Origin of the sequence: Parapedobacter koreensis (assembly GCF_900109365.1) — a bacterium.
Lineage (GTDB): Bacteria > Bacteroidota > Bacteroidia > Sphingobacteriales > Sphingobacteriaceae > Parapedobacter > Parapedobacter koreensis.
Map to the genome: position 1 here is coordinate 39,504 of NZ_FNZR01000004.1, position 23,512 is coordinate 63,015.

Consider the following 23,512-nt stretch of genomic DNA (forward strand, 5'->3'; position numbering starts at 1 on the left):
ACAAAAGCTGGTTATTTTTGACTATTTATTTCATACCGAATACCGAACAATCCACCCACATTCTCATAAAATCCACCTGTATCAAAAGCAACACCTGCCGAAACCCGTAATCCGGGAACACCTTTTAAATCAGCAGCAACCTCATGCAAGGTATATACCTGATTTTTTGGGGACGCTGTGATAAAATTGCCATGCGTTCGGAAGTTACGCGTATAGGTCAGCATGGTTCGGCCCGTGATGCCTGATGTGTAACGATGTAACATACCGATGTGACCGCCAGCAATACGGTTATTAATAAAGTTTTGATTCCCCCATATATAGTCATCATCATGTCGCCAATACACGGGCGAGATGGGCAAGAAATTCGCTCCACGATAGCGATTTAAGAATAGCGGTGTGCCGACACTACGGAAATCGTATTCCCAACCATTAGCGTACACACCGTTGTTATAATAACTTTGTAATTCAGCATCTTGGAAACTTTCCATCTGCTTGGTGTAAATAAATTCAAATAACAGACGATCTATCCAACGATGGCTTTTTAAAGTCACATTTAGGCCACCCAATCGGTCTATATTACGGATATCGATACCCATGCCACTCTCAAAAGGGACTTGAAAATACATGTGGAATACTGCATTGTTGGTTTCCAAATCACCTCCAAATTCGATTAAACCCCGGTGGTCTCCAGCACGATTGGGTAAAATTCCATCTGGGACACTGCCATCATTGGCCTCTTTTACGAAAAGCACGTCAAAGAAACCGCCCAATGAACGATCTAGCTTGAAATGTGCACGTTGTCCTCCCCATACGGCAAAGTGCTGTACCCCACCATACACCTTAAAAGGCCCTTTACCCAACCGCAAGTATAACGTCTTTTCATGCAACCATGCCTGTTTCATGGATTGGTTGTTGCCCATCCATCCATGGCTGATAAGTCCTTTTGCGTATAACCAACCATTTGTGAAAGGTACTGGCGTGTATTCAGGAAGCGCAAAACCCACTTTGGGTATAGGCAAGGCATTGCCACTAATTCCTAATGAACCGGTAGATAGCAAAGGGTCTACTTCACCCAATATTTCCTCATATCGGCCACCCCGGAATTCCAATGCCCCATATCGGGCTTTTATGTAGCCCTGTTGAATGACCAAGTGATCAAAATGGTGATTATTGACTAAATTCGCACCGTATTCCAGCCGGAAGATATGCTTGCCACCGGAAAATGTGTGGGTATTCCATGCGCCGATATAAGTGGCAATATCTTGACCTTTTTCGCTGAGCAGCCCGAAACGATTGGATTCAATCCAAAGCGGTTGAAAACCTTCAGAAGCAATGGAAGCTGTGGTACCCACCCGAAATTTCAAGGAGTCAGTTTGTTGCGATAACGCAACTGCCGGTAGGAGTAGGAGGAAGAGACTAAGTTTGTTTTTCATGGGAGGTCAACCTAACTAAGTTTCGTTCGAATTCTTGTAACACCTGTTCCTTACTCAAAAAGCGTTCCGCATATTGCCGAGCTCGTTCGCGATATGGCGATAAGTCGGTATCCAACGCTTGCTGTAAGCCATTGGTTAATGCTTCGACAGACTCGGGCTCGATGAGAATGCCCAAATGATGGATATCTACTATTTCATACAGCGAAGTACCCGGTAGCGCCGAAACGATGGAACAGCCGCCAGCGGCAAGTATTCCCGTGAGTTTGCTGGGCATCACCAAGTCGGATGCCGACTTTTTTTGTAACACCAAGTGTACATCTGCTGTGGCCAAAAGAGCGGACAGTTTCTCGTAAGGTTGTAAGGGATAAAATCGTATTTGCTTTAACCCGGCCTGCTCAGCCATGGCTTTCAGTCGGCCACGCGCACCACCGGAGCCACAGATGATGAAATGCACGTCAGGCCTATCGCTAAATTGCTTGGCCGCGTCGATAATGATCTCGAGTCCCTGTTTCTCGCCCAGATTGCCTGAGTAAAGAACTACCGTATCTGTCAACGGTATTCCCCATTCGTCCCTAAGCGATTGCATTTTGGTTAAAGGTTTGATAGTTTGTTCATCCACCCAATTGGGAAACATTATATACTTTTGGTCTAGTACCCCTTTCGCCAAAATCTTTTTCTTCATGCCCAAACTGATGGATGACACCACATCACTACTGGTTAGTAGGTGTTTTTCAGCTTTAAACATAAGGTTGAGTAATCGCTCGTTGCTAATCATGCCTAGTTCCTTGGCGGCATCAACTTGCAAGTCCTGGATGTGTGTAACCAGCTTGGCATCCTTCATTTTCGCGTAAAGCCATGCGTAAAAACCTAAGTGGAAGGGAGGCGTAATGTTAATGACTACATCGTATTTTTTTTTCAACAGCAGGCCGAACCATTTTGGAAGTATCCCACCTAAGAAGGAAAATTCGTGTAGGATACGCTTCTTCGAAGTGACTTCTTTTGGTACGTACAAGGGTACCCGGTGTACCGTTACCCCATCGATGCGCTCGGTCATCCACCCGGTTCCTTTATAAGCAAGGTGTACGTCCCATTCCGGATAGTAGGGTTTGGCAGTGACTACAGCTACATCATGCCCTCGTGCTGCCAGCCATGCACCCATCTCGCCGGTATACTTGCCGATACCGGTAAGTTCCGGAGAATAATTAATGCCGAAGATGAGAATACGCATACGTTCGAAAGACCTTATTATTTAATAATGCTTGCAATAAATTGGCACCGATAAAACCGCCCAAAGTATTCAATATCAAATCGTCAATGTCGGTCACACCAATACCCCAGTAGTATTGGTTGATTTCAATAAATAGACTTGTTATTATTGTAAGAACCAACTGTGTTCTAAACGACAATACCTGAAAGATGAAAAATAGAAAAAATGGAAATGGAATAAACAGGACAATATTACCCACAAGGTCTAAGTAAAACTCAGTGGAATGCTTAGAAAATGGATCCCAGGGCGGCCAGACCTCTATCTTATTGTAAAGAGGAACCACATTCAACACTTTGCGTATTTCTATGATGTCGTACTTCCATCGCCATTCTGCGCCAAGTACAATGTACGTAAGCAAAGCGATGTAGAGTAAGCTTAGTCCCTTAAATATGCTATTTGGATATTTTTTCAAAACGTTTTTGTAATATTTCCCTCATTTTTATCTGTATCAGAAACTCATAATATGCCATATTTGTACAGTAGATAAAACCTGGTTTCCCCTCAAGAAAACCAAACTTTAAAACATAAGCGTGAAAAAACCGTAAAAAAGGCCAACCCGGTATCCGGCTAAGCCATGATTTTAATGCAGGATTTCGTGCACTTTGATTGCCGGAAAAAATATGCTTAAATGGTGGCTGATCTTGAATTCTCGCTACAGCCTCCTGTGAAGAATATCGGTTATGTCTATCTATCCATTGAGACCATCCTTTGGAAAAGCCGTAGTGCAAGTATGGTTCTTTAATGTATGCTATTTTGCCATCTACATCCCCTTCTTTTTGCCCATGTCCAAAGTCGGTAAATCGAGCCCTGTCTTTTCGAAGGACTCTAAACTGCCATTTCGGGAAATTATCGCAGCGTTTTAACCAAACACCATCTAATATCATTTTCCAACAACAATAGAATCCGGCAACTTCTTGGGGCGCGTGACTAATGGCATTAAACAGCGCTTCTTTGAATGACGGGGTAACTACTTCGTCAGCATCCAAAAAAATTACCCATTCATATTTGATAGGAAGATTGTCTAATGCATAATTCCGCTGCTTCCCAAAGGATTCAAAGGGATGGATATGTGCTTGAGCGTCGAATGCCTCTGCGATAGCGACAGTTTTATCAGTACTTCCGGAATCCAATACATGGACGTCATCACACCAAGTCAGTGATTCAAGGCATTTAGGCAGGTCCGCTTCTTCGTTTTTGGTCAGAATGATTGCCGAAAGCATGCTATATGATTTTTAATCAACAATGATACGTTCTTTAATGGGCTTACAAGGGAAGCCAGCGCAGACCATCCAAGGCTCGGTATCCTTGGTTACCACCGAGCGTGCTCCCACCACCGATCCTTCGCCGATGGCCACGCCAGGGTGGACAAATACTTCAGTAGCTATCCAAGCGTAATCCTCAATGATAATAGGCAATGCACGTAACGGGAATCCCCGCTTCATGTAATCATGAGTGCCCGTACAGATATACGAACCTTGTGAAATCACGACTCGTTTTCCGATGGTGATCGGAGCTTGACTATACAGATTGACGTCGTCGCTAATGCCACTTTCATCACCAATTTTTATTGTCCATGGCGCCCAGATTTTAGCTCGCGGATATACATGTACACCCTTACCGATTTCGGCACCAAACAAGCGTAATAAAAACGCACGCCAAGCATGTAGAGGTCGTGGCGAATACCGGAAAAACAATAAGTAAACGATGCCCCACGTTACTCTACCTATCCTGTTGCGTAGGGAAAACGAGGGGCCAATGTAAGTGTCGATGTTATAAGACATAGTTATACCGATTTTAACGCTTCAATCATTTGGATAGCGGCTTTTTCCATGGTGAAGAAAGCTTCGTATGTGCGTTTTGCGGAGGCTGCCATTGTTTTTTTCTCTGCTTGGGTTAAATGAAACCAATGAGTAAGCATTGCATATACGCCCCCTTCTGTGTCGGTGTCAACCAATCCACCTCCACCCGTTTTAATTTCCCGCCAGATGTTTACTTTATCGCTGATGAGCACAGGTTTCTCGCAAGCCATTGCTTCTGCAATGGCAATGCCAAAGTTTTCCTGATGGCTGGGTAATATAAATGCTTCGCACCCATAAATGCCGCCCCATTTTGCGTCACCGGTGAGCATACCGGTAAATAAAATTTGGTTAGTTGATTGGGCAAGTGCTACGATTTCCTTTCCATAAGTCGTATCCAATCCCGGGCCGGCAATTACCAAGGCGGGTAAATTACTCGTTTCCTTAGACAGTTTAAGGTAAGCTTTGATGAGCAGGTCTACACCTTTTTTTTCGTGGATACGGCTTAGAAACAACCAGTATGGCTGGTTAAACAGCAGGGTACAAATTTCATGAAATGCGTGCGTCAGTTTGACGGAATAGCGTGGCGCGGACTGAATACCATAGCTTATGTTTAGTTCCCTTTTTGGATGGTAGGAGTCGAAGGTTTCACGCGCTAAAAGTAGTTCCTGCTCACAAGTAAATAATAAACCATCTGCGTAATTTACTACATGACGTTCGATGAGTTTCCAGAATAGCCAATTCCGGATAGCTTTCAATCTTCGGCCCGCCGCTTTCTGAAAATAGGGGTCAAGCATCCCATGTGGCATAACAAATAGTTTTGGCACCGTTCCGTTTTGTATTTTATAGCTTTTCAAAGCGAGGTATGTACCGTAGCTGTTGTATAGCCATAGGCCGTGAATAATGATCGCGTCAAAGCGATGCAAATTGTGCTGTAACCAAACTTTTAGGTTCTTGCAATATGCATAGGGACCTTTGGCTGGACCTATCGTGTGAATGGCAAACCCATCATCTTTAACGAACGAAGCATCAGGTGCATCAAAGCACAGCACTTCGTTGTGCACACCGAGCTGCTCTAAAGCCGGAATGCTATTCCGTATGCCTTGGGCTGGTCCCCCATGAGCAGGATTCATACTGGCTATGACACGAAGGATATTCATGAATTTAGAATATGTAACCTGTTTGTCGCGTGAAATACTTAGCGTCTTTATTTAGCGGTTTAACGAAGGCGGCAGGAACCCCAGCGTATAACGCGAATTGCTGCTCAAAAGCTTTGTTAAGTAATGATTTTGCGCCGAGCACAGAATAGGACGGTAATTTGGCTCCTCCAAGAACAACCGAGTTAGTTCCTACAAAACAGTAATCTCCAATATGAATCGGATAACTGTCTTGTCTGCCTTCCTCGATATTAATTGAATGTGTGAGGAATTGTGACCGATAGCCAGCTATCGTTACAAACTTGCCTAGTATAATACTATTCGTACAGTCGATATGGTGATTTTTGGTGATGGCTGAATGGTCGCCTATTATCAACTCCGATTTTCGTTTCCCTTGTTGATGCGTAAAGTGTCGTGACGCACTTGAGGTTGGAAAACCGGTTATCCAATTACTTCTTCCGATAGACGCATAAGTTCCCAGTTTGACATGGTCCAAATGAATGGCTATTGAAAAATGTGCAATTTTTGATCGCTCTTGCATAACCAGTTTTTTGGGAAATATCCAAGCAAAGCCGATTCTGGCACTCGGATGAATTTCGTATCCGAACCAAGTATTGAGTATTCTCCGTTTAAGTGCCCACGGCATAAAAAAGGCGAACAGTTTTTTAATCATTTGTTTCCAAGTCGTAAAGTGCCAAAAATTGATTGATGAGTAAGCTTTGTTCGAATCGTCTGCAATTCTGAAATCCCTTTCGAATATACTCCTTCTTTGCTTGCGGATCTTGTAAGAACATGAGCAGTGCTGCCGTGAACTCCGCAGGATTTTCCGGGTCAACGTGGAGAGCTGCTCCTCCAGCAACCTCTGGCATGGGTTCGATAACACTGGCTACTACTGGCGCACCACAGGCTTGGGCTTCGATGACAGGCCATCCGAATCCTTCGCTGAATGATGGGAAAATGAAAGCTGTACAACCACTGTACAAGGCCACTAAAACCTCGTGAGATGGTTTTACCACAGGAACCACGCGATCAGCTATTCCAAGTTTGTCAATATGGATCTGTAAGGCTATGTCGATAGGTTGGCCGGCATAGCAGATTTTCCCTTTCCATTTTTCACCCAGATGTACTATCATATCGGCAAGTATCTTTCTGTTTTTGCGAGGCAATGATGAACCAACATGCAAAATGTAGTTGGAATCTTCTAAGCCGTACTGCTGAAATATGGATGTTCGTTGCGCGGCAGTCATTGGATGAAAGTGGGCATTGAAAGAATTGTATACAACCTTCCATTTTTTATAAGAATCAATGCCGTCATCTGCTAGTTCAGTTAACTGGTTTAAGGTAAGTTGTGACACACAGGCTATTCTCTTAGCTTTAATGAGGTTGTTTAGAATCCATTTTTGTAAATAGATACCGGTTTTACTGGCTGGGCAATAAGCGTCTTCATAGCCTAAAGCTCCTCGAATAGCTAATACATCATGGCAGGTAATTCCGCTCCTTTTTTGAGGCAAAACGGCAAGATATGGTGAGTTTGAATGGTCACAAACATGGAAGTAAGTATGTTTCCTATATTTGCTTTTTAGTAATCTTAACCTTAAAATCAATGGGAACAGTATCCACTTGTCTATATAGCCTAACCATTTGCCCAATCCATGATTGGTGGTATGTTGTCCTTTAGCAAAAAATATAATAGGTTTCCATAATGTTACCTTGAAACCTTTTCTCAAAAGCCCGTCCTTTAAACTTAGGAAGTACCTATTCATACTTTCCTGACGGTCTAATGAATAATTTCCAATTAGTATAAAGTGCGTTAATTTCACTGCTTGTCAAATATTCTTTTCTCTGATTCGGTTTCTAGTTTATTTGTTCTAAAGGAAGCAATGATTAGTCCGCCACCAAATACAACAAAGCCAAGGCTTGTAGGTTGCGACCATTGACCTTGTAAAACAAGTAATAGTGCGAAGCTAAAGAGTAACCATGGTAATATGTCATTGTTTGCTAAACGTTGGTAGCTTTTTGAACCTAGCTTGATGACCAATAAAATACGTGCAATTATGATAATCATTCCTAAAAAAAAACCCATTTCGCCGATTAGGCGTCCCCATTCTCCCTCAGAAATTACAAAAGTTAAGCCTCCGGTCGATATTTGCGAGCCTACGTTCGTACCTAAGCCCAATCCGTATCCAAACAAGGGGGTTTGATTTTCTCCCAAAATAGCGCCAAACATACCGCCCAAAAAACGATCAACAAATACCCCTTCCACTCCTCCTTCAGCTCTATTTGCGCTTTCAAAGCGTACTGTAAAGGCTTCAAGGGAGGTTTGGAAAAGAGGAAGGTTACGTAATAACACTACAAGCGCCATTAAACAAATGAATGCAATGAAGATTGATTTTGCTGCTTGAGGCCTCTTAATTAAAATAAACAAACTAAATGACAAAGACAACATAAATTGAAATAATAAAGTGCGGCTAATGGATAACGGAATGGCAGCAAGTAAACAGGCACTTACTATAAGTAAAAGCCACAATGAAATCTTTTGTTTCTGTTGCAACCAAAAAAATAGCACAAATGGGGTTAACATTCCATAAAATAGCGAGTTCCCATTAGTAAACGAAAATGTACCTGGTGGACGAAAATACCCAAGAGCACCACTAAATCCAGCACCTCCAACGTCTCCTCCTACACCGCGATTTACCCAAGCAGATTGTGGGCTGTAGAATTGAAGAGTGATTAAAACAGTCATTGGAATCGCAATCCATAACATAATATCACCAATTTTTATGACGTCAGATTGGTCGAATATTTTCCCTATTAAAAACATAAAAGGCAGGTGGATAATAAAGATCCGTAACCCATAAATCGCAATAAGTAAATTGCCATGTCCAAGAATAATTGCAGTAAAGAAGGAAATGAAACCAACTAACATAAAAACTGAGAGATAAGCATTTCGAGGGAAATAACCTTTATGGTAAGCAAACGCTAGCGCTAACACAGCTATTGGATCACGAACGATTAATAGGGGCGTAGATAAGGAAGGGAAAAACCATTTTCGTAGAGCACCCTCAAAAATCAATAAAAAGAAATAGAGCCAGATTACTTTTTTCAAGATTTTTCTATCCCTTATGGACAAAGACGTGTTCAGCTTCATTAGCTTATTTGTGAGCTTAACTCATTTGAAATCGCATTTATAATAATGTTGGAGTAGTTTTCCCACGTGTATTTGGACGCATGCTCATGAGCAAGATGACTCATTTCGCCAATTATTTGCCTATTTGATAAAAACCAGTCAATTTTTTCGGCAATTTTTTCGGGAGATCTAATAGGAACTAGAAATCCAGTTTTATTTTCAACTATCAAATCCTCAGCACCGGTATTTGGTGTAATGATAATAGGTAGACCTCTGCTCATAGCTTCTTGAATTACCAATGCCCTGCCTTCCACAACTGATGGTAGGCAAAAAATATCGCATGAGGCCATTAACCTTAAAACTTCATCATGTGATCCTGGAGGAATATATATGAAATCTTTTAATTCAGATTTATAGAATGATATCTCATCTGCCAGACTACCCATTACAACCAATTCCACATTTTTTGTCTTAAGCATTTTAACAGCTTCAAATAGATCGCTTAATCCTTTACGTTGAGTCAATGAACCAACAAAAAGAATTTTCAGTGGTTTATTGGACTTTTTTTCCCCCTTTGTTAAGGGATCGGACAATGTTGGGCTTCCAAATGGTGAAAGTACTATTTTCTTTTCAGATAAGTTCGTGGGGAGCGAATCATAAACGAATTTACTGGGGACGATTACTATATCCGCTAGTTCAAGCTCATTCGTCTTTCTTTGCAATTTGCTTTCACTATCTTTAATGCCTCCTTTAAGGGTATGTGCCCATTTGGGATTTCTATAAGCTTCGTCTTCCATTATTTTGCGCCCTGTCTTCCAATATGCGATAGGAAGATCATAAACACATTTTAGCCCCAGTTTTTTAGCAGTTTTAAATGTTTGTAAAGCACCGTCTTCATATGCATAAGCGGCTCTCAATCCGTATTTTAATTCGTGAGATAAATGTGAGGAAACGTAGTTATCCAGCGAATGATATACCTTATCAATACTAAATATACCCTTTTCGTGCTTTGTTAGATGCTTCGTGTTAAAATGTTGGGCAAGCAAACGACCCACCTCCCGATAGGGATGTGTACGTGTTAGTGATTCAAGTTCATTATCAAAACTACGTTTTTTCAAAGCAGAAAATCCTGGTAGACGGCTAAGTTGATGCCAAATATCTCCTTTATAAACCGCAATAGAGGTATAAAATTTATGCAAAAAATCTTCAGCAGCGAGAGCAATTGCTAATGCTCGGACATTTGCATTACCGGTTGGATGTGCGAGAAGTATTTTCGGATTCGTTTTCATTTTTTTGCATAAAGCTATTGTGACATCCAATCTGTTAAATTTTCACCGATTGCCTTCCAGGTTCTTCTCTTATGATACCATTCCAACATTTTTTTTGTTCGGTCATTACTTTTCTTCATTACGATATCATAGCCATTTAAAAGTTCTTTAGGTCTGAATAAACCGTCCGACGGCGGATCTTGGAGCGCTTTATCGACGTCACAAATAACGGGTACACCATGGGCAACGATCGATAAGAATGTGCCAGATTTTGTAATGCTATCATAAGTTTGACCAACAAATGCACCCTCAACTTTCAAAAGTTCATAAGAAATATGTGAGTCTGATAACACTCCAAGTTGAATATAAGTTTCCTTACCCAAGTTTTCATTTGCAAATTTAATCTCTTCATTGCTATATTGACCGCTCTTTGGTCCGATCGCTTTTATTTGGATGATGTTTCCCCTTCCAACTAGCTCCCTTATTAATGTAATGTTTTTTTTCAATGTCCATAGCCGAGTATGTGGAAGGCCAAATATCACCCAAACACCATGTTGCCTATTTGTTTTTAATACATTGATATCCGGAGGTGCGCTGATATTTGCTCCGATTGGTTGAATTGAAATGGTAATGTTTCTCCTCTCGTTCTTAAGTTTTTCCTTTTGATGGTAGGTGACGGTAGCCACACCGTTAGCAATATCTACCAAGCGAAGACATGACTTTTTTGATAATCTATCAATCATTTTTAGATGAAGTCTCAATTTGGGATTACCGTTCCATATTTCATGAAACATGATGAAGAACTTAGCGCTGTAGAATTTGTTTTTTGTTTTTTGCAGTTCATTTAAAAACTTACTTGGATAACCAAATCTAGAAAAACCCAATGGGGTGTAGTTTATAAAAATACAAGTATCTGCCTCGATTTCTTTTAACGCTGCTTTCCAATGTTTGACGACGAAAGATAGTTTGGCTTTACGTTTTGGAACCCTGTCTACGCCAAATGCAATTTTTGTGAAAACTCCAGTTTGGAACAACTGCTCTCCGACTCTATAAGCATAATCGCTTACACCACATATAGCTGGGGTAATTGTAGGCGATATTATTATTAAATGGTTCAATTTCATTGCATTCATAACAAATATATGGTTATTTTGACCAACGATTGCGAAGATATCTTTGAATCGGTTTTTCGTAATAATGAAAAGAATGATAATGCGATCAGAACAATATAAAATGTTATTAATGTTCTGGGTAGATAAAAAATTTTTTGATTAAGGCTGAATGATTCAATAACCAACACGAAAATTAATTGCAAGGGGAAATGAATCAAGTAACTAGAATAACTTATATCTCCTATAAAAGCAAATTTTCTTCCGAGTCCTGATCCTAAGAGTGACTCTATCAATGAAATACAAATCACAATAACAGGAAACATATATAATTCAAAAAAATAAAATGGCAATTGTTGTTTAGCCAAATACCTGATATAGATAATGTATACTAACGAAATAGTTAGCATACATACGATAAGTATCCAATTCGTTCGGAAGCTGTATCTTTTATATAGAAAACTGTAAATGAAAAAAGCTATACCGCCAGCAAAAAACGACAGCATCCCAGTGCCAATAGAGTAAAATTGGGTAAATCGTAAACAATAACCTAAAAACATTAATCCAATGCAGATCATCCAATGGTTTAGCTTCAAGGTACAGATTCCAAAGAACAAGATATATAAAAACATTTCAACAGAAACCGACCAAGAGGGTCCATTGAACGAAAAGTATGAAACGAACCAGTTGAAGGTTAGTGTCAAATATCCTATAAATGTTAAAGTTCGATAGTCATGGTAGACAAAATAGAAACCATGGTTGTTAAAATAAAGCATTTGTAGCAATATAACCCCTACAAGTGTTAATAGATGGAGGGGGTAAAGCCTTGATATCCTCAATTTCATATAACTGAGAAAAGAAATTTCCCGTTGCGAGATTTTTTTCGAATAAAGCCAGAAGAAAATAAAGCCAGATAATGTGAAAAAAAATTCTACTGCTCTCCAGCCCTGTCCATAAAATGGACGTAATAAGTTATAGAAAGGAAATAATGTTTTGTCTATGTTTTGTCCAAATTCGCTCTTTATTTGATTATCAAAGAAGAAATGTTGCCAGTGCCATAACACAATACTTAGTGCCGCAAGTCCCCGAAGAATATCTAACCAATAAAATCGAATCGGTGCTTTTGTGTTCATAATATATGGTTTATAATAGTCTTTTGTTGGCTTTTAGAAACTTCTCTCTATAGAATTTTATCGGCTTCAAAAAAGATTTGAGTGATTCCCTGGCAAGCTGAGCATGATGCTTGTATGTCTCTTCATGCATGTTTATCGCCGATTCCATTTTTCTACATAGGTCATCGACATCACCGGGATTTACGATCATTGCTGCTGGTCCGCCGGCTTCCGGTAAACCACCGTCATTAGAGACAATTGCCGGCACCCCAACGCTTCTTGCCTCAATAGGAGTTAGGCCGAGATCTTCCTTGGTGTTTGCCGGAGCCAAAAGCCATTTAGAAGAAGCGAGCAGTATATTTTTATCATCTTCATTCATAAATCCGGGTAGATTTATTTTGTTTAAAAGATTGTGTTTTTTGATTAATGTAATTATTTTTTGCCTGATGGGGCCGTCACCGACTATTGTTAATGGCCATGTGTTATCATTAGTATTCAGTCGAGCATATGCTTCAACAATTTCTTCTATACCTTTATTTTTAATCCATCTTCCTATAAATACAAATCCCTTTCGTTTTTCTGGGATAACATATTGAATTGGCAACTTACAAACCGTTGGTACGCATTGGCTATTTTTTCTTTTTCTTTTTGATTCCCAGGTGTTCCACACATAGTTTGAATTATACCATCGTTCATTGGCCAAACGTATCGTCATATTCCAAATGATCTGACGCAGGCTAAATTTACTCTTGAATCTTCGATTGTGTATCGTTAAATAAATACGTTTTTTTAATGCATAAGCTGGCAAGATAATATCTGGTGACGCATTTTGACCATGTATTACATCTGCCCATTTTATTAAGGGCAAAAGATTTTTAGAACCTTTGTTGATAAAATGTAACTCGCGACACGCTTGATCGGCCATTGATATTAACTGTTCACTTGGTTCTACGTTTGATACTAGTTTGTAGCATAATTTTACATTAAATTCATTCCATGTGGAAGCTGCATCAGCAATCGCAATCATAAATGCCTCGATCCCGCCGTAAACGCCTTGAGATGAGCCTATTATTAGTAAATTTATTTTTTTACTTACTTTCATTTAAAATTGTTAATTTATCGACATAGAATTTAGCAACATAGGGCAACCTGCTTTCAGGCTCTCTAGATCTCCGCGATTCCATGGCTCTCTCTATATCATCTTGTGATAGTACTTGAAATAGCCCCTTTTTCTCTAATTCATTCGATTTGTAACTGGTGTCGCTACTAGATATAAGGATGGGTATAGAACGTTCTAACCAAGCGGCTGCGGAACCACTTTTATCAATGCCTTCTGCAGGTGTAGTAGAAACAGCAATTTTGATATGAGTAAATAATCTATTCAAGATATCTTCATCCTGCTCTCCTATTTCAATCAGGTTTGCTTTAATAGTTTTGGAAGCTCTTTTTAGAATATCTATGTTTTTTGAAACACCTGCTTGGATGATATTTATATTTAGTCCTTTTTTTCTTGCAAAACCAGAAATGTGTAGAAAAAGATCTTCTAATTCACAGTTGGAATAAATGGAACCAAAAAAACCAATATTGATTGTGTCGGATGATTTTAACATATATGTAGCTTGTTGATCTATTTTAGCTTTCCATTTTTCATCGGAGGCGAGAGCGTTATGCGATATGTTGCCAAAAATTGGGATAACGTTTATGTTTTTTATTTTTATAGATTCTAATCTTTCTTTATAAGACACTGTGCTTGTGAAAATTTTCTTGGGTTTTAATACCGTAACAGTATTTTTTAGCACAATTTTTTGACCAAATCCTAATACTTTTTCTTTTAATGTCGACTTCTTCGCCATTCCACACCATAATTCGTGAAACATTATTTGCCATTGGACATCTTTTATCGATGATTTTAATCGATAGCTCAAGCCAAAACAGAGGCCTTTAGTATGGAAAGAAAAAGGGACGTATTGGAGACTAACCCAATCTGGGCGTTGATATCGTACGAATTTGACAATTTCTTCTTTTTTCTGAGACCATGAAAGGTCTTTTGGCAGTCTTAATGTTGGTACAGCAATGTGTTTTTGCAGTGTCTCATTGATAATGTCGTTGATGTGTTTATCATTTATCGCTATGATGGAGACCGAATTGCCAAATTGAATCAGCTGTTTCGCAAGATGTCGAGTGTAGTCACCTACACCATCTTTACCAAGCTCAAGTGAACCACAAATGAAAAGAATATTAGTATACATTGACAGTTTGATGGTGAATTTTTTTCATTCTCTGGATCTGGAAAATAATAATAACAGAAGCCTTCTAATTCCTCCAAGAGTGAGAATTTTTCCTTTGTGCCACTGCTCAAAATATATTTTAAAAGCATCTCGTCTTTTTCCTATTCTTATAGCTTGTACAATTGCGATGGGTGCTTTTATTTTTAATACATGATTTCGGTAGTCGAAATCTTTGGCTGGTAAATCAAGCGCTTTAATGAGTTTGTAAGATTGATATGCTGAATCAGTACCATTCCTGGCAACTGAATTTTTACTGATTCGATATTTAGCAATGTAGTGATCAATATAATAGAATTTATAATTGCTTAAACCCAATTGAAGACCAAAGTTGAAATCACCGGCATTACCTACTTTCTCTTTACTACTATACTTGGTTTTTTTTGCTATATATGTGTCTATCAAATAGCCATTATTGGGGAATTGTTGTACTATTGCTGCTTCAATAGGGGATAGAACAGTTCCTTCATAATCTTTGGTGCGGAAAAAGCGCTCGTTAAAACCATCAATGTTTAGGTCTTCACCTGCGTCATTTATGAGCATTTGTTTTCCGTAACTAACTTGTATTGAAGGATCGGATTCATTTAAATTAACCAATGTTTCTAATGCATCTGGAAACAACAAATCATCGTCATGTAATAACATGAATTTATTGCCTTCTGTCTTTTCAATCAGCGAGTTAACATTAGCTAGCTGACCTAATGATGGTTGATTTTGAAAATATCTGATTATTACATTTTGTGATTTATTACGATTAATATTTTCGACAATTAATTTGGATTTGTTGCCTTGTGAATCATCACCTATGATTATTTCGTAAGGCAAAAACGTTTGATTAAGACATGATTCTATTGCCTCTTTTAAAAAATGTGGCCTGTTGTATGTCGGGATGCATATCGATATTTTCATACTTATTGAAATAGTCGTCTATAGGACGCGTTGTAAGTAAGCCCTTTGATTCTAGTTCCAATTGGCCTTGCAGGATTTCCAGCGACAACTGTATAAGGCGAAACGTCTTTTGTGACGATTGACCCTGCTCCGACTACTCCGCCCTCATTGATGATAACCCCAGGTAAAATAATAGCCCTTGTACCTATAAATACATAGTCCATTATTTTTACGGGATTTTTCTTTCCTTTAAAGATCTTTGTGTTATTTAAATCGTGACTTGCCGTAAGAATAAGAACATCCTGCGAGATTGATACATTTGAACCTATATATATATGACCTCTGTTGTCGAGCCGACATTTAGGGTTTATTACGGAATGGTCTCCCATTGTAAAGTTATTGGAACAATCGAAAATGCAACTCATATGAATACTTGCGTCTTTACCAATCTTAAACCTCATTAGCTTTCGATAGTACCATAATCTATATGTATGGCTGGGTATCTTGTTAGTAATATTATTGCAGATATACATTTTTAATTCAGACGCAAACATTTTGAGTTTCATGAATTCATCAATTAATTCCAGAATTTATCCAAAATTTCATTCATATTAAATTGGTCACGTGCAAGCTCTTTTGCATTAGATGAATGTTGATTAATGTCTCTTAGACATAGCAGTAAATCATCCTTTACTTCGGTCACATTCAATGATTCACATATGGTAGCAGCATCCCACTTATGCAATAGATTAGCGGCGGCACTATTTTCCGGACCATGATAGAAGATTGATCCTTTTGCAGTTAAGTAACTGATCATCTTGGTGGACATGCTATATAGGTAAAATTCGGGGACTGTGAACTTCATTGGCAGATATAAAATAGTCGCAGCATCAATTTCCTTTTTGATTTCTTCATCGCTCACAAAGTCACTATTATAAACGACGCGAAATTTAACATCATTTAAGAAGTTAAGTTTTTGTGTCCCACGCAAAATTAATTTAATAGAAACGCCTTCTTCCGCTATCATATTAAGCGCTTTGGCCAACGCCTTAAAATTTGGGTAGTAATCGATATGCAGTAACCCTGCGAAATAAACTACAAACTGTTTATCATCTATGTGTCTTAATGGTTGTGAACGTTCCATCATGTAGATTCCATCTGTTATAACTTCAAATGGTAATGACCCAAATAATCGCTGATATTCATTTCCCAATTCTTGAGATATACAAAATCTTTTCTTTGCGCTATTCCAAAGAAATTTGGTGTCTTCAAACGTACTACATAATGAATAATGATCGTGGAAAGAAACCCAAATTGATTTGTTATGAAGTAGATCTCCTCGTGACTTGCTTAAAAACGCGCAAAATTTCCCATGGTTAATAATGTGTATGACGTCAAATTCTAAATCTTTAATGATGGCCAAAAGACGCTTTTCAACCAGTCTTTTGCCAAGTGTCATTCTTAAATAAGAGAAGATATTTCGAAATTTCCACCTAACCCATTTTCTGTGTAATGGGTGCCAATTAATTCTTATTTCTGTTATCAAACCCTCTTTGGGTTTCGATATAGAAGGAGAAACATATATAGCTGTAATTTTTTTTTCTTTTCCATGAAAGAGCCTTCTTAACACGCGGCCAGATCCACCATTCTCATATATAGAACTCGGCTGTATGGATAATAATTTCATAAGCAAGACTTTGTATCTATTGTTTTGTTCTACAAACTCATTAAAAAATTTGCTGCGTATCGCTCAATAGTAAATTTGTCTACTACAAGTTTCTGAGCGGTTGAACTAATCGACTGATAACGGATAGAGTCTTTCATTAAGAGTAATATGCCATGAACTAAATTTTCAGCACCCCCAGTATAAAGATAACCGGTTTTTAAATGTTGTATTAGCTCACTAGTGCCACCACTATCATATGCTAAAACAGGTACTTTGAATGCCATACTCTCTATTGTCACTCGTCCCATTCCTTCATTTTTTGAGCATACTAATGTTAAATCCGCATTTGCATATAAATCTTTTAAGTTGTTCTTAAAACCGATAAAACGGACAACTTTTTCAAGATTGTTTTGTTCTATATATTTAGTTAAATTCTCGTAATACTCCCCCTTTGTATCCCCTGCAATGGTTAAATTGCAAGAATAACCTCTATTAATAAGTATATTTATAGCATCGATTGCATCTAATTGATTTTTTGCTTTAGAAATGGTTCCTACGATTAAAAACTGCCATCGATTTTTATTGAACGATTTGAGGCCCTCAATTGGTATTGCTGTACTGGAAATTACGCCGTTATAAACAATAACAGAAGGACAAGTTATCCCTCTTTTGATTACACAATAGTCATTGATTGCGTTGGATATGGATATAATTTTCCATGCTTTGTCTGCCCAAAATTTCAGGTATTTAAAACCTAATGAGTAATATAAGTCATAGTCCTTATCTATGAATTCTCTAAAATGCCAGATATGTTTGATTCTAGTTATCGCTGAAACATAGGCACCAAAACAAAAAACAGATGAATTTGAATGGATATAATTTATTTTGTTTTTTTTACAGAGACGTGCGACAACTAATGTATACCACATATTAACGGTAAATTCCTTTAATGTATAAAAGAAAGTTGCCTTGTAACCTTTTTGGCCTATCGATCGGATGTCTTGGGCAAATGGTATGCAGTAGTATTTTACTCCGATTTCTTCTAATACTAATGAAATGGGGCTTGTGTGGTTTTTTTTGTCAGTACGCAATATAACCGTCCAGTTGATACTTCTTTTTGTACCTTCTATAAGATTAAGTAAAGAGCGATTGGCTCCGTATAGCGCAGTATAGTGCGTTATTGACAACATGTTTATTTTGACTGCAGCCACAATTAATTGTTCTTTATGACTTCAAATACTTGTTCCCACATCTCTTCCGACAGTTGTTTTTGCCTCTTACTAGCCAAGGCCAATTTTTCGGATACCTTATTGGCTGTTTTATCCTCTATGACCATTTTCAGTTTTTTGTTTAACTCTTCAGAGTGGAAATCGCTGTTTGTAATCAAACCTTCTTCGAAATCATAATCTGCCATGAGGGCTTGATATTTATGGCTCCAGCCAATACATAAACTAGGTATATTTTGAGAAAGTGCACTGACTAATCCATGGAATCTAGATGTAATGACTGCTTTGGACTTTCCAATAATGCCCTTTATAATCAGTGGATTATTATTCTGAACGATCGAGATTCTTAAATGGTAATATTCATTGACATCATGAGCCAATTGTAAATCTTTTACTCCTTCATGTATTAGGAAAAAAGGTTTTTTGTCAGCATTTTGAATATATCTCACAATTTTGTTTAATATTTCAAGGTAAGCTTGTCTTTCATGAAAGACATTGGATTCCAGTAATTTATAATTTGGAATTACTGCTACCTCATGTTCAGTCGAGTCAAAACTAGTAGGGACAACTCCTTTTACGAGATTAGTAAAATCCGGCTTTAAGAAAATGTTTTCTTTGAAAGATTTTAGTGGTTCCAAATACTTAAAAGAAAACGGATCTCTGGCAAAAACTAGGTCAGCTTCACGGAGTATGATTCCCATCTTGGACACCAGATTAGGATCTGAAAAGGGCCCAAAAGCTTGTGGAAGCAAGATGATTTTTTTTCCTTCTTGCTTCCAAGCTTGGATATGGTCGGCTAGTCTGCTTCCTGCGGCAGACGCACCCCAAAAATCACCAAATGCAAACCCAGATCCGTCTAGAACTACATTAACTTCCGAAGGTAAGACAATTTTGAAAGATCGTCTTATTGATTTTGGAATTAACTTACTCCATTTTTGACTGAAAATCCCATGCCGGATCGGGCCCACTTTTGTATAAATTCCTAACGCACGTTGCTTTGAAACAGGTGCATTGCCTGACTTTTCCATAGCAAAAATCGCCTGGGGCCATTTCTGCCTAATCTTTTGAATAATGGCGTGTAACATTAGTTCGGCACCTTTGTTATAAAATTCTACGCCTCTTAGTTCAATAATCATAATATTGTTTGACTAGCTGTTATATTTGCGAAGATCATTAAGGGTTCTTTTTTCAGAAAACGCAACCATACCTTCTGGATCTGCATACCCCACTCCCATGCACATTATGGGTCTTTGATGACTATTAAGATTCAGAAATTTTGCCATTTTTATTTCCAAAACTTCGATATCAGGCCAATTAATCGCACAACTTCCCAATCCTAAAGTTTCTAAGGCGAGCATAAATGACATAGCAGCAAGTGAAGCATCAATGTATATGATATGCCTATCGCGCTCATCGAAATACGCATCTAAGTTGCCTACTAATACAGCGAAAATAGGAATATTTTGAGCATATCCGATTGTTCCGTTAGGCAGAGAGGCCCCTTCGTTTACCAGCTCTTTTTGGTCAAATATTCTAAATTCAAAAGGTTGTCTATTGCACGCACTTGGCGATTGATTAGCTGCTAATATTGCCCGATCAATTAATTCTCTATGTACAGGTTTGTCTAAGAACCATCTTACCGATCTTCGCTGCTTGCATAGTTTATAGAATTCATCGTAGGAAATGTTGCTGTTATTCTCTTTAAGTCGGAAATAAGGAATGAATTTGTCCGTTGACGCATATTTTAATATAGATGAGGGCTTTGATTGAATAATATTAACAAATCGCTCACTCAATTTTATTAATAGAGCGTCGTGAGTGGCATCTGTGACTAGAAAGTATTCGCTTAAAACATCATGAAACCATTTAAGTTGCTGATTATCAATTTTATTTGTTAAAGCGGTTTTCCAAATTTCTTCAAAACTGTCGACAGTTTCTTCTATATAGTCTTTTCCAAAGATAGGCCTCCGTGGACGCATTAACAATCCTTTTTCAATCCTATGTGTATTGCGAACCAATAAAAAATAGTTTGCCTTAATTACTTCTGTTTCATGTAGGTGTTTTAATTTTCCATTTAAGACTGAATGCAGTTCTCTATGAAATGCTTTATTAAAAAGCAGGTAATATAACGCCGCTCTTTTTGGTGACTTAGCACAATAAATGGCGGCTTTCTTATTTATGAAAGCTTTCGCCTTGTTTTTGATTCTTCTGATGGATTGCCTGAGCATAATAAACGCTAACTATAGTTTTTGAAGCTGAACGAATCGACTGAACTCGGAAGAAGATTCAGCAAGCGAGTCATAGTCACCGATATCAACGACTTTTCCTCTACTCATTAAGACAATTTTATCGGCATGTTTGACAGTGGCGAGTCTATGCGCGACTATTAAAATCGTGTACTTTCCTTTTAGTTGTTCAATGTTTTGTTGGATAACTTTTTCAGTGTACGAGTCTAGTGCGGATGTGGCTTCATCTAGTACCAAAACATCCACTTCCTTGAATAATTCTCGAGCAATCGAAATACGCTGCTTTTGCCCTCCACTTAGATTGACCCCATTATTGCCCAACATTGTCTCTCCTTTGAGTGATAACTCTTCAACGAAATCCAGTATCGATGCCATTTTTAAGGCAGTTTCGTATTTAGCCATCACCTCATCGCTTTTTTCGGACCAGAAAGTTACATTATTGAAAATGGTATCATTAAAAATAACAGGCTCTTGTGTTATGTATCCGATTTTTTTTTGATAAGAAGTAATGTCGATTTGATTGCGATTTATCCCATTGATAAACATACTTCCGCTTTCAGGGGCTAATAAGCCAGTCAATAAGTTGATTATTGTCGATTTGCCACCACCACTTTCGCCTACGAAAGCAACGGTTTCATTCTTATTAATGCCAAGACTAACATTATCAATTACCGGATTTTCTTTGTAACTAAAAGATACTGAATCCAATTCAATGGAATCAATGCAATCATGGAGCTTTTCTGGGCCAATTGTTTGCTTGTGATTCGATAATTCCTTTATGAAACCTGTTATATTTTCCATAGACCCGGATACTGCCAAAAAGTTATTGTGAGCTGCCTGCATACTCATCAATGCAGTCAATGCCCTGTAGAAGAAAAGTAAACTAACAAGAATCGTAGCCAACGTTCCTCCCAAGAATTGAACTTGGGTCAGAATGACTGCGGATACGACAATTATCAAAATGGGCTCCCGGCCTCCTAATATAATAGCGCCGTATGTGCCCAATTGTTTGTTATGCCGTTCGATAAACTCAATGGTGTTTAACATCATTTTGTTGAAAACTTCTATGTTGCCGGATACCTTTAGGTATTTAAAGTGAGCAACATACTGAATTATCAAACCTTGATAAATATTGGTGCCTTTGGTGAGTTTAATTGAGGCTTTTTTGGTTTTACCAAAAAGTACTTTGAACAATATATTCGTCAATAAACCGCCGATTGTAATGAGAATGGCGAATTTTGAATCTAAGAGAAACGCAAAAGACATATAAACGATAACCAATACGAGGTGCTGGATGATAGCAAAATATTGTTCATAGGCTTGCGTTATTTTTACAACCTCTCCAGACAAGACATTTTGTATTCGGCCAGCGTCCATTTGGATAAAGGACTTATACGGGATTGCACTCAGATTGAAAGTAAGTTTCTTACGGATACTTTTAATAAAAAACTGTTTCAAAGACACGTCATACCGACTATTTACGTATAAAGCAAATCCCTTAAGAATGAAAAATAAGCAAATTAACAATAGCACAGCACCAAGTGTGAGTTCGATACCAAGATGGTTCATTCCCCGCAATATAAAATCGAGATTCCCTAACGCGTTTGGATCTGCTTTCGTGCTATCATCAACCATTTGCAGAAGTGGAAGAAACATCGCTAAGCCAAAGCCATCAAGTAGTCCTACTGTAATGCTTAAGGCTACTTTATAAAAAATCCGATTTCTTAAGTAGGAATAAAAGAAATGAAAATTTTGAAAGTATTTTTTTATGAGATTCTTTAACATATTCTAAAAGTTAGAATAGTGGAGTTAATTATCCTGCCAAATGCTCCCATTGTGTTTTGTCGTCTTTCCGGAAGATTTCTAAATCGGAGGCGACCATCTCCTTACATAAGGAAGGTAAGTTATATTCCGGTTCCCAACCTAGTTTTGTCTTGGCTTTAGTTGGGTCACCGATTAATAACTCCACTTCTGTTGGACGGAAATAAGCTGGGTCCACAAGGACGACCTCTTGACCAACCTTTAAAGAAAAGCCGGAATTGGTAATAGACTTAATAAAACCTTTTTCATCCACACCTTCGCCTGTAAACTCGATTTCTGCTCCCACCTCAGCAAATGCCATCTTAACAAATTCTCGTACAGGTGTGGTTATGCCCGTGGCGATAACATAGTCTTCTGGTGTCTCCTGCTGCAAAATGAGCCACATCGCTTTAACGTAGTCTTTGGCATGTCCCCAATCTCGGCGTGCATCCAAGTTGCCCAAATACATCTTTTGCTGCAGCCCCAAGGCAATAGCCGCGACGGCACGCGTGATCTTGCGGGTTACGAACGTCTCTCCCCGAAGTGGGCTTTCGTGATTAAAGAGAATGCCGTTGCATGCATATAAGTTGTATGCTTCACGATAATTAACCGTAATCCAATAGGCATATAGCTTGGCGACAGCATACGGACTGCGAGGATAAAAGGGAGTTTTTTCACTTTGTGGCACTTCCTGTACCAAACCATAAAGTTCAGATGTCGAAGCTTGATAGATGCGCGTTTTCTTTTCCAAACCCAATATCCGAATTGCTTCTAACAACCTGAGCGTACCAATGCCATCGGCATTGGCGGTGTATTCAGGGGTGTCGAAGCTGACCTTTACATGGCTCATCGCCGCGAGGTTGTAAATTTCGTCTGGTTGCGTCTCCTGAATAATGCGAATGAGATTTGTGCTATCCGTCATGTCGCCATAATGCAACTTGAAACGTACGTTTGCATCATGAGGGTCTTGGTACAAGTGATCAATGCGATCGGTATTAATGAGTGAAGATCGGCGTTTGACACCGTGTACCATGTAGCCTTTTTCAAGTAACAACTCTGCCAAGTAGGCACCGTCTTGTCCATTGATTCCTGTGATAAGAGCTATTTTCATTTGTAAACGATTATTATAATG

Annotated in this window: 22 protein-coding genes; all 22 read right to left on the minus strand. The window is 38.6% G+C overall.

Annotation, left to right across the window (positions count from 1 at the left end; genetic code table 11):
* Window positions 1–11: 11 nt before the first annotated feature.
* On the minus strand, window positions 12–1,433 hold the full coding sequence (locus BMW65_RS11460) for a capsule assembly Wzi family protein (protein WP_090605523.1): 1,422 nt from the start codon (window positions 1,431–1,433) through the stop codon (window positions 12–14).
* Window positions 1,417–2,661 carry a WcaI family glycosyltransferase gene (locus BMW65_RS11465; protein WP_090605524.1) on the minus strand — a complete coding sequence of 415 codons (1,245 nt, stop codon included), beginning with the start codon at window positions 2,659–2,661 and terminating at the stop codon, window positions 1,417–1,419. The genes BMW65_RS11460 and BMW65_RS11465 overlap by 17 nt, the downstream gene beginning before the upstream one ends.
* Complete coding sequence (locus BMW65_RS24855; protein ID WP_090605526.1) at window positions 2,636–3,112, minus strand: VanZ family protein; 477 nt, start codon at window positions 3,110–3,112, stop codon at window positions 2,636–2,638. The genes BMW65_RS11465 and BMW65_RS24855 overlap by 26 nt, the downstream gene beginning before the upstream one ends.
* Entirely contained in the window at window positions 3,093–3,920 is an 828-nt protein-coding gene (locus tag BMW65_RS11475; protein WP_090605527.1) for a glycosyltransferase family 2 protein, read from the minus strand. Before BMW65_RS11475 ends, BMW65_RS24855 begins: the two co-directional genes overlap by 20 nt.
* A 12-nt stretch (window positions 3,921–3,932) precedes the next feature.
* Window positions 3,933–4,481, minus strand: coding sequence for a WcaF family extracellular polysaccharide biosynthesis acetyltransferase (locus BMW65_RS11480; protein WP_090605529.1), 549 nt, complete (start codon window positions 4,479–4,481; stop codon window positions 3,933–3,935).
* A gap of 2 nt (window positions 4,482–4,483) precedes the next feature.
* Complete coding sequence (locus tag BMW65_RS11485) at window positions 4,484–5,656, minus strand: glycosyltransferase (protein WP_090605531.1); 1,173 nt, start codon at window positions 5,654–5,656, stop codon at window positions 4,484–4,486.
* 4 nt (window positions 5,657–5,660) lie between these two features.
* Window positions 5,661–6,326, minus strand: a complete 666-nt coding sequence (locus BMW65_RS11490; protein ID WP_090605532.1) for an acyltransferase — start codon at window positions 6,324–6,326, stop codon at window positions 5,661–5,663.
* A complete protein-coding gene (locus BMW65_RS11495) occupies window positions 6,319–7,380 on the minus strand; it encodes a glycosyltransferase family 4 protein (RefSeq protein WP_218145392.1) in 1,062 nt (353 codons plus the stop codon). The genes BMW65_RS11490 and BMW65_RS11495 overlap by 8 nt, the downstream gene beginning before the upstream one ends.
* Before the next feature lie 89 nt (window positions 7,381–7,469).
* A complete protein-coding gene (locus BMW65_RS11500; protein WP_218145393.1) occupies window positions 7,470–8,759 on the minus strand; it encodes a hypothetical protein in 1,290 nt (429 codons plus the stop codon).
* Window positions 8,760–8,800: 41 nt separating this feature from the next.
* On the minus strand, window positions 8,801–10,069 hold the full coding sequence (locus tag BMW65_RS11505; protein ID WP_090605537.1) for a glycosyltransferase family 4 protein: 1,269 nt from the start codon (window positions 10,067–10,069) through the stop codon (window positions 8,801–8,803).
* 14 nt (window positions 10,070–10,083) lie between these two features.
* Entirely contained in the window at window positions 10,084–11,181 is a 1,098-nt protein-coding gene (locus tag BMW65_RS11510) for a hypothetical protein (protein WP_090605539.1), read from the minus strand.
* On the minus strand, window positions 11,178–12,290 hold the full coding sequence (locus tag BMW65_RS24860) for an acyltransferase family protein (protein WP_090605540.1): 1,113 nt from the start codon (window positions 12,288–12,290) through the stop codon (window positions 11,178–11,180). The genes BMW65_RS11510 and BMW65_RS24860 overlap by 4 nt, the downstream gene beginning before the upstream one ends.
* A gap of 10 nt (window positions 12,291–12,300) precedes the next feature.
* Window positions 12,301–13,371: a glycosyltransferase gene (locus BMW65_RS11520; RefSeq protein ID WP_090605541.1), complete on the minus strand. Its 1,071-nt coding sequence runs from the start codon at window positions 13,369–13,371 to the stop codon at window positions 12,301–12,303.
* Complete coding sequence (locus BMW65_RS11525) at window positions 13,358–14,518, minus strand: glycosyltransferase family protein (protein WP_090605543.1); 1,161 nt, start codon at window positions 14,516–14,518, stop codon at window positions 13,358–13,360. The genes BMW65_RS11520 and BMW65_RS11525 overlap by 14 nt, the downstream gene beginning before the upstream one ends.
* A 24-nt stretch (window positions 14,519–14,542) precedes the next feature.
* Complete coding sequence (locus BMW65_RS11530) at window positions 14,543–15,463, minus strand: glycosyltransferase family 2 protein (RefSeq protein ID WP_090605545.1); 921 nt, start codon at window positions 15,461–15,463, stop codon at window positions 14,543–14,545.
* 2 nt (window positions 15,464–15,465) lie between these two features.
* The gene (locus BMW65_RS11535) at window positions 15,466–15,831 is read right to left on the minus strand and encodes an acyltransferase (RefSeq protein ID WP_218145394.1); all 366 of its coding nucleotides are present in this window, start codon (window positions 15,829–15,831) and stop codon (window positions 15,466–15,468) included.
* Between the two features lie 188 nt (window positions 15,832–16,019).
* Window positions 16,020–17,129 (minus strand): glycosyltransferase family protein, encoded by a 1,110-nt coding sequence (locus BMW65_RS11540; protein WP_090605548.1) that lies wholly within the window; start codon window positions 17,127–17,129, stop codon window positions 16,020–16,022.
* A 29-nt stretch (window positions 17,130–17,158) separates the two neighbouring features.
* On the minus strand, window positions 17,159–18,319 hold the full coding sequence (locus BMW65_RS11545) for a glycosyltransferase (protein WP_143053868.1): 1,161 nt from the start codon (window positions 18,317–18,319) through the stop codon (window positions 17,159–17,161).
* 2 nt (window positions 18,320–18,321) lie between these two features.
* A complete protein-coding gene (locus BMW65_RS11550) occupies window positions 18,322–19,470 on the minus strand; it encodes a polysaccharide pyruvyl transferase family protein (RefSeq protein ID WP_090605551.1) in 1,149 nt (382 codons plus the stop codon).
* 12 nt (window positions 19,471–19,482) lie between these two features.
* Entirely contained in the window at window positions 19,483–20,562 is a 1,080-nt protein-coding gene (locus BMW65_RS11555; RefSeq protein ID WP_090605553.1) for a nitroreductase family protein, read from the minus strand.
* A 12-nt stretch (window positions 20,563–20,574) separates the two neighbouring features.
* Window positions 20,575–22,365, minus strand: coding sequence for an ABC transporter ATP-binding protein (locus BMW65_RS11560; RefSeq protein WP_090605554.1), 1,791 nt, complete (start codon window positions 22,363–22,365; stop codon window positions 20,575–20,577).
* A 28-nt stretch (window positions 22,366–22,393) separates the two neighbouring features.
* The gene (gene gmd, locus BMW65_RS11565; RefSeq protein ID WP_090605556.1) at window positions 22,394–23,491 is read right to left on the minus strand and encodes a GDP-mannose 4,6-dehydratase; all 1,098 of its coding nucleotides are present in this window, start codon (window positions 23,489–23,491) and stop codon (window positions 22,394–22,396) included.
* Window positions 23,492–23,512 lie beyond the last annotated feature (21 nt).

Excerpts from the sequence above, each read along its gene's own strand:
- BMW65_RS11475 (WP_090605527.1), bottom strand. The coding sequence starts at position 3,920 with ATGCTTTCGGCAATCATTCTGACCAAAAACGAAGAAGCGGACCTGCCT.
- BMW65_RS11560 (WP_090605554.1), bottom strand. The coding sequence starts at position 22,365 with ATGTTAAAGAATCTCATAAAAAAATACTTTCAAAATTTTCATTTCTTT.
- gmd (WP_090605556.1), bottom strand. The coding sequence starts at position 23,491 with ATGAAAATAGCTCTTATCACAGGAATCAATGGACAAGACGGTGCCTAC.
- BMW65_RS11550 (WP_090605551.1), bottom strand. The coding sequence starts at position 19,470 with ATGATTATTGAACTAAGAGGCGTAGAATTTTATAACAAAGGTGCCGAA.
- BMW65_RS11480 (WP_090605529.1), bottom strand. The coding sequence starts at position 4,481 with ATGTCTTATAACATCGACACTTACATTGGCCCCTCGTTTTCCCTACGC.
- BMW65_RS11460 (WP_090605523.1), bottom strand. The coding sequence starts at position 1,433 with ATGAAAAACAAACTTAGTCTCTTCCTCCTACTCCTACCGGCAGTTGCG.
- BMW65_RS11490 (WP_090605532.1), bottom strand. The coding sequence starts at position 6,326 with ATGATTAAAAAACTGTTCGCCTTTTTTATGCCGTGGGCACTTAAACGG.
- BMW65_RS11485 (WP_090605531.1), bottom strand. The coding sequence starts at position 5,656 with ATGAATATCCTTCGTGTCATAGCCAGTATGAATCCTGCTCATGGGGGA.
- BMW65_RS11530 (WP_090605545.1), bottom strand. The coding sequence starts at position 15,463 with ATGAAAATATCGATATGCATCCCGACATACAACAGGCCACATTTTTTA.
- BMW65_RS24860 (WP_090605540.1), bottom strand. The coding sequence starts at position 12,290 with ATGAACACAAAAGCACCGATTCGATTTTATTGGTTAGATATTCTTCGG.
- BMW65_RS11555 (WP_090605553.1), bottom strand. The coding sequence starts at position 20,562 with ATGCTCAGGCAATCCATCAGAAGAATCAAAAACAAGGCGAAAGCTTTC.
- BMW65_RS11540 (WP_090605548.1), bottom strand. The coding sequence starts at position 17,129 with ATGAAATTATTATCCATACAGCCGAGTTCTATATATGAGAATGGTGGA.
- BMW65_RS11505 (WP_090605537.1), bottom strand. The coding sequence starts at position 10,069 with ATGAAAACGAATCCGAAAATACTTCTCGCACATCCAACCGGTAATGCA.
- BMW65_RS11510 (WP_090605539.1), bottom strand. The coding sequence starts at position 11,181 with ATGAATGCAATGAAATTGAACCATTTAATAATAATATCGCCTACAATT.
- BMW65_RS11525 (WP_090605543.1), bottom strand. The coding sequence starts at position 14,518 with ATGTATACTAATATTCTTTTCATTTGTGGTTCACTTGAGCTTGGTAAA.
- BMW65_RS11465 (WP_090605524.1), bottom strand. The coding sequence starts at position 2,661 with ATGCGTATTCTCATCTTCGGCATTAATTATTCTCCGGAACTTACCGGT.
- BMW65_RS11520 (WP_090605541.1), bottom strand. The coding sequence starts at position 13,371 with ATGAAAGTAAGTAAAAAAATAAATTTACTAATAATAGGCTCATCTCAA.
- BMW65_RS11535 (WP_218145394.1), bottom strand. The coding sequence starts at position 15,831 with ATGGGAGACCATTCCGTAATAAACCCTAAATGTCGGCTCGACAACAGA.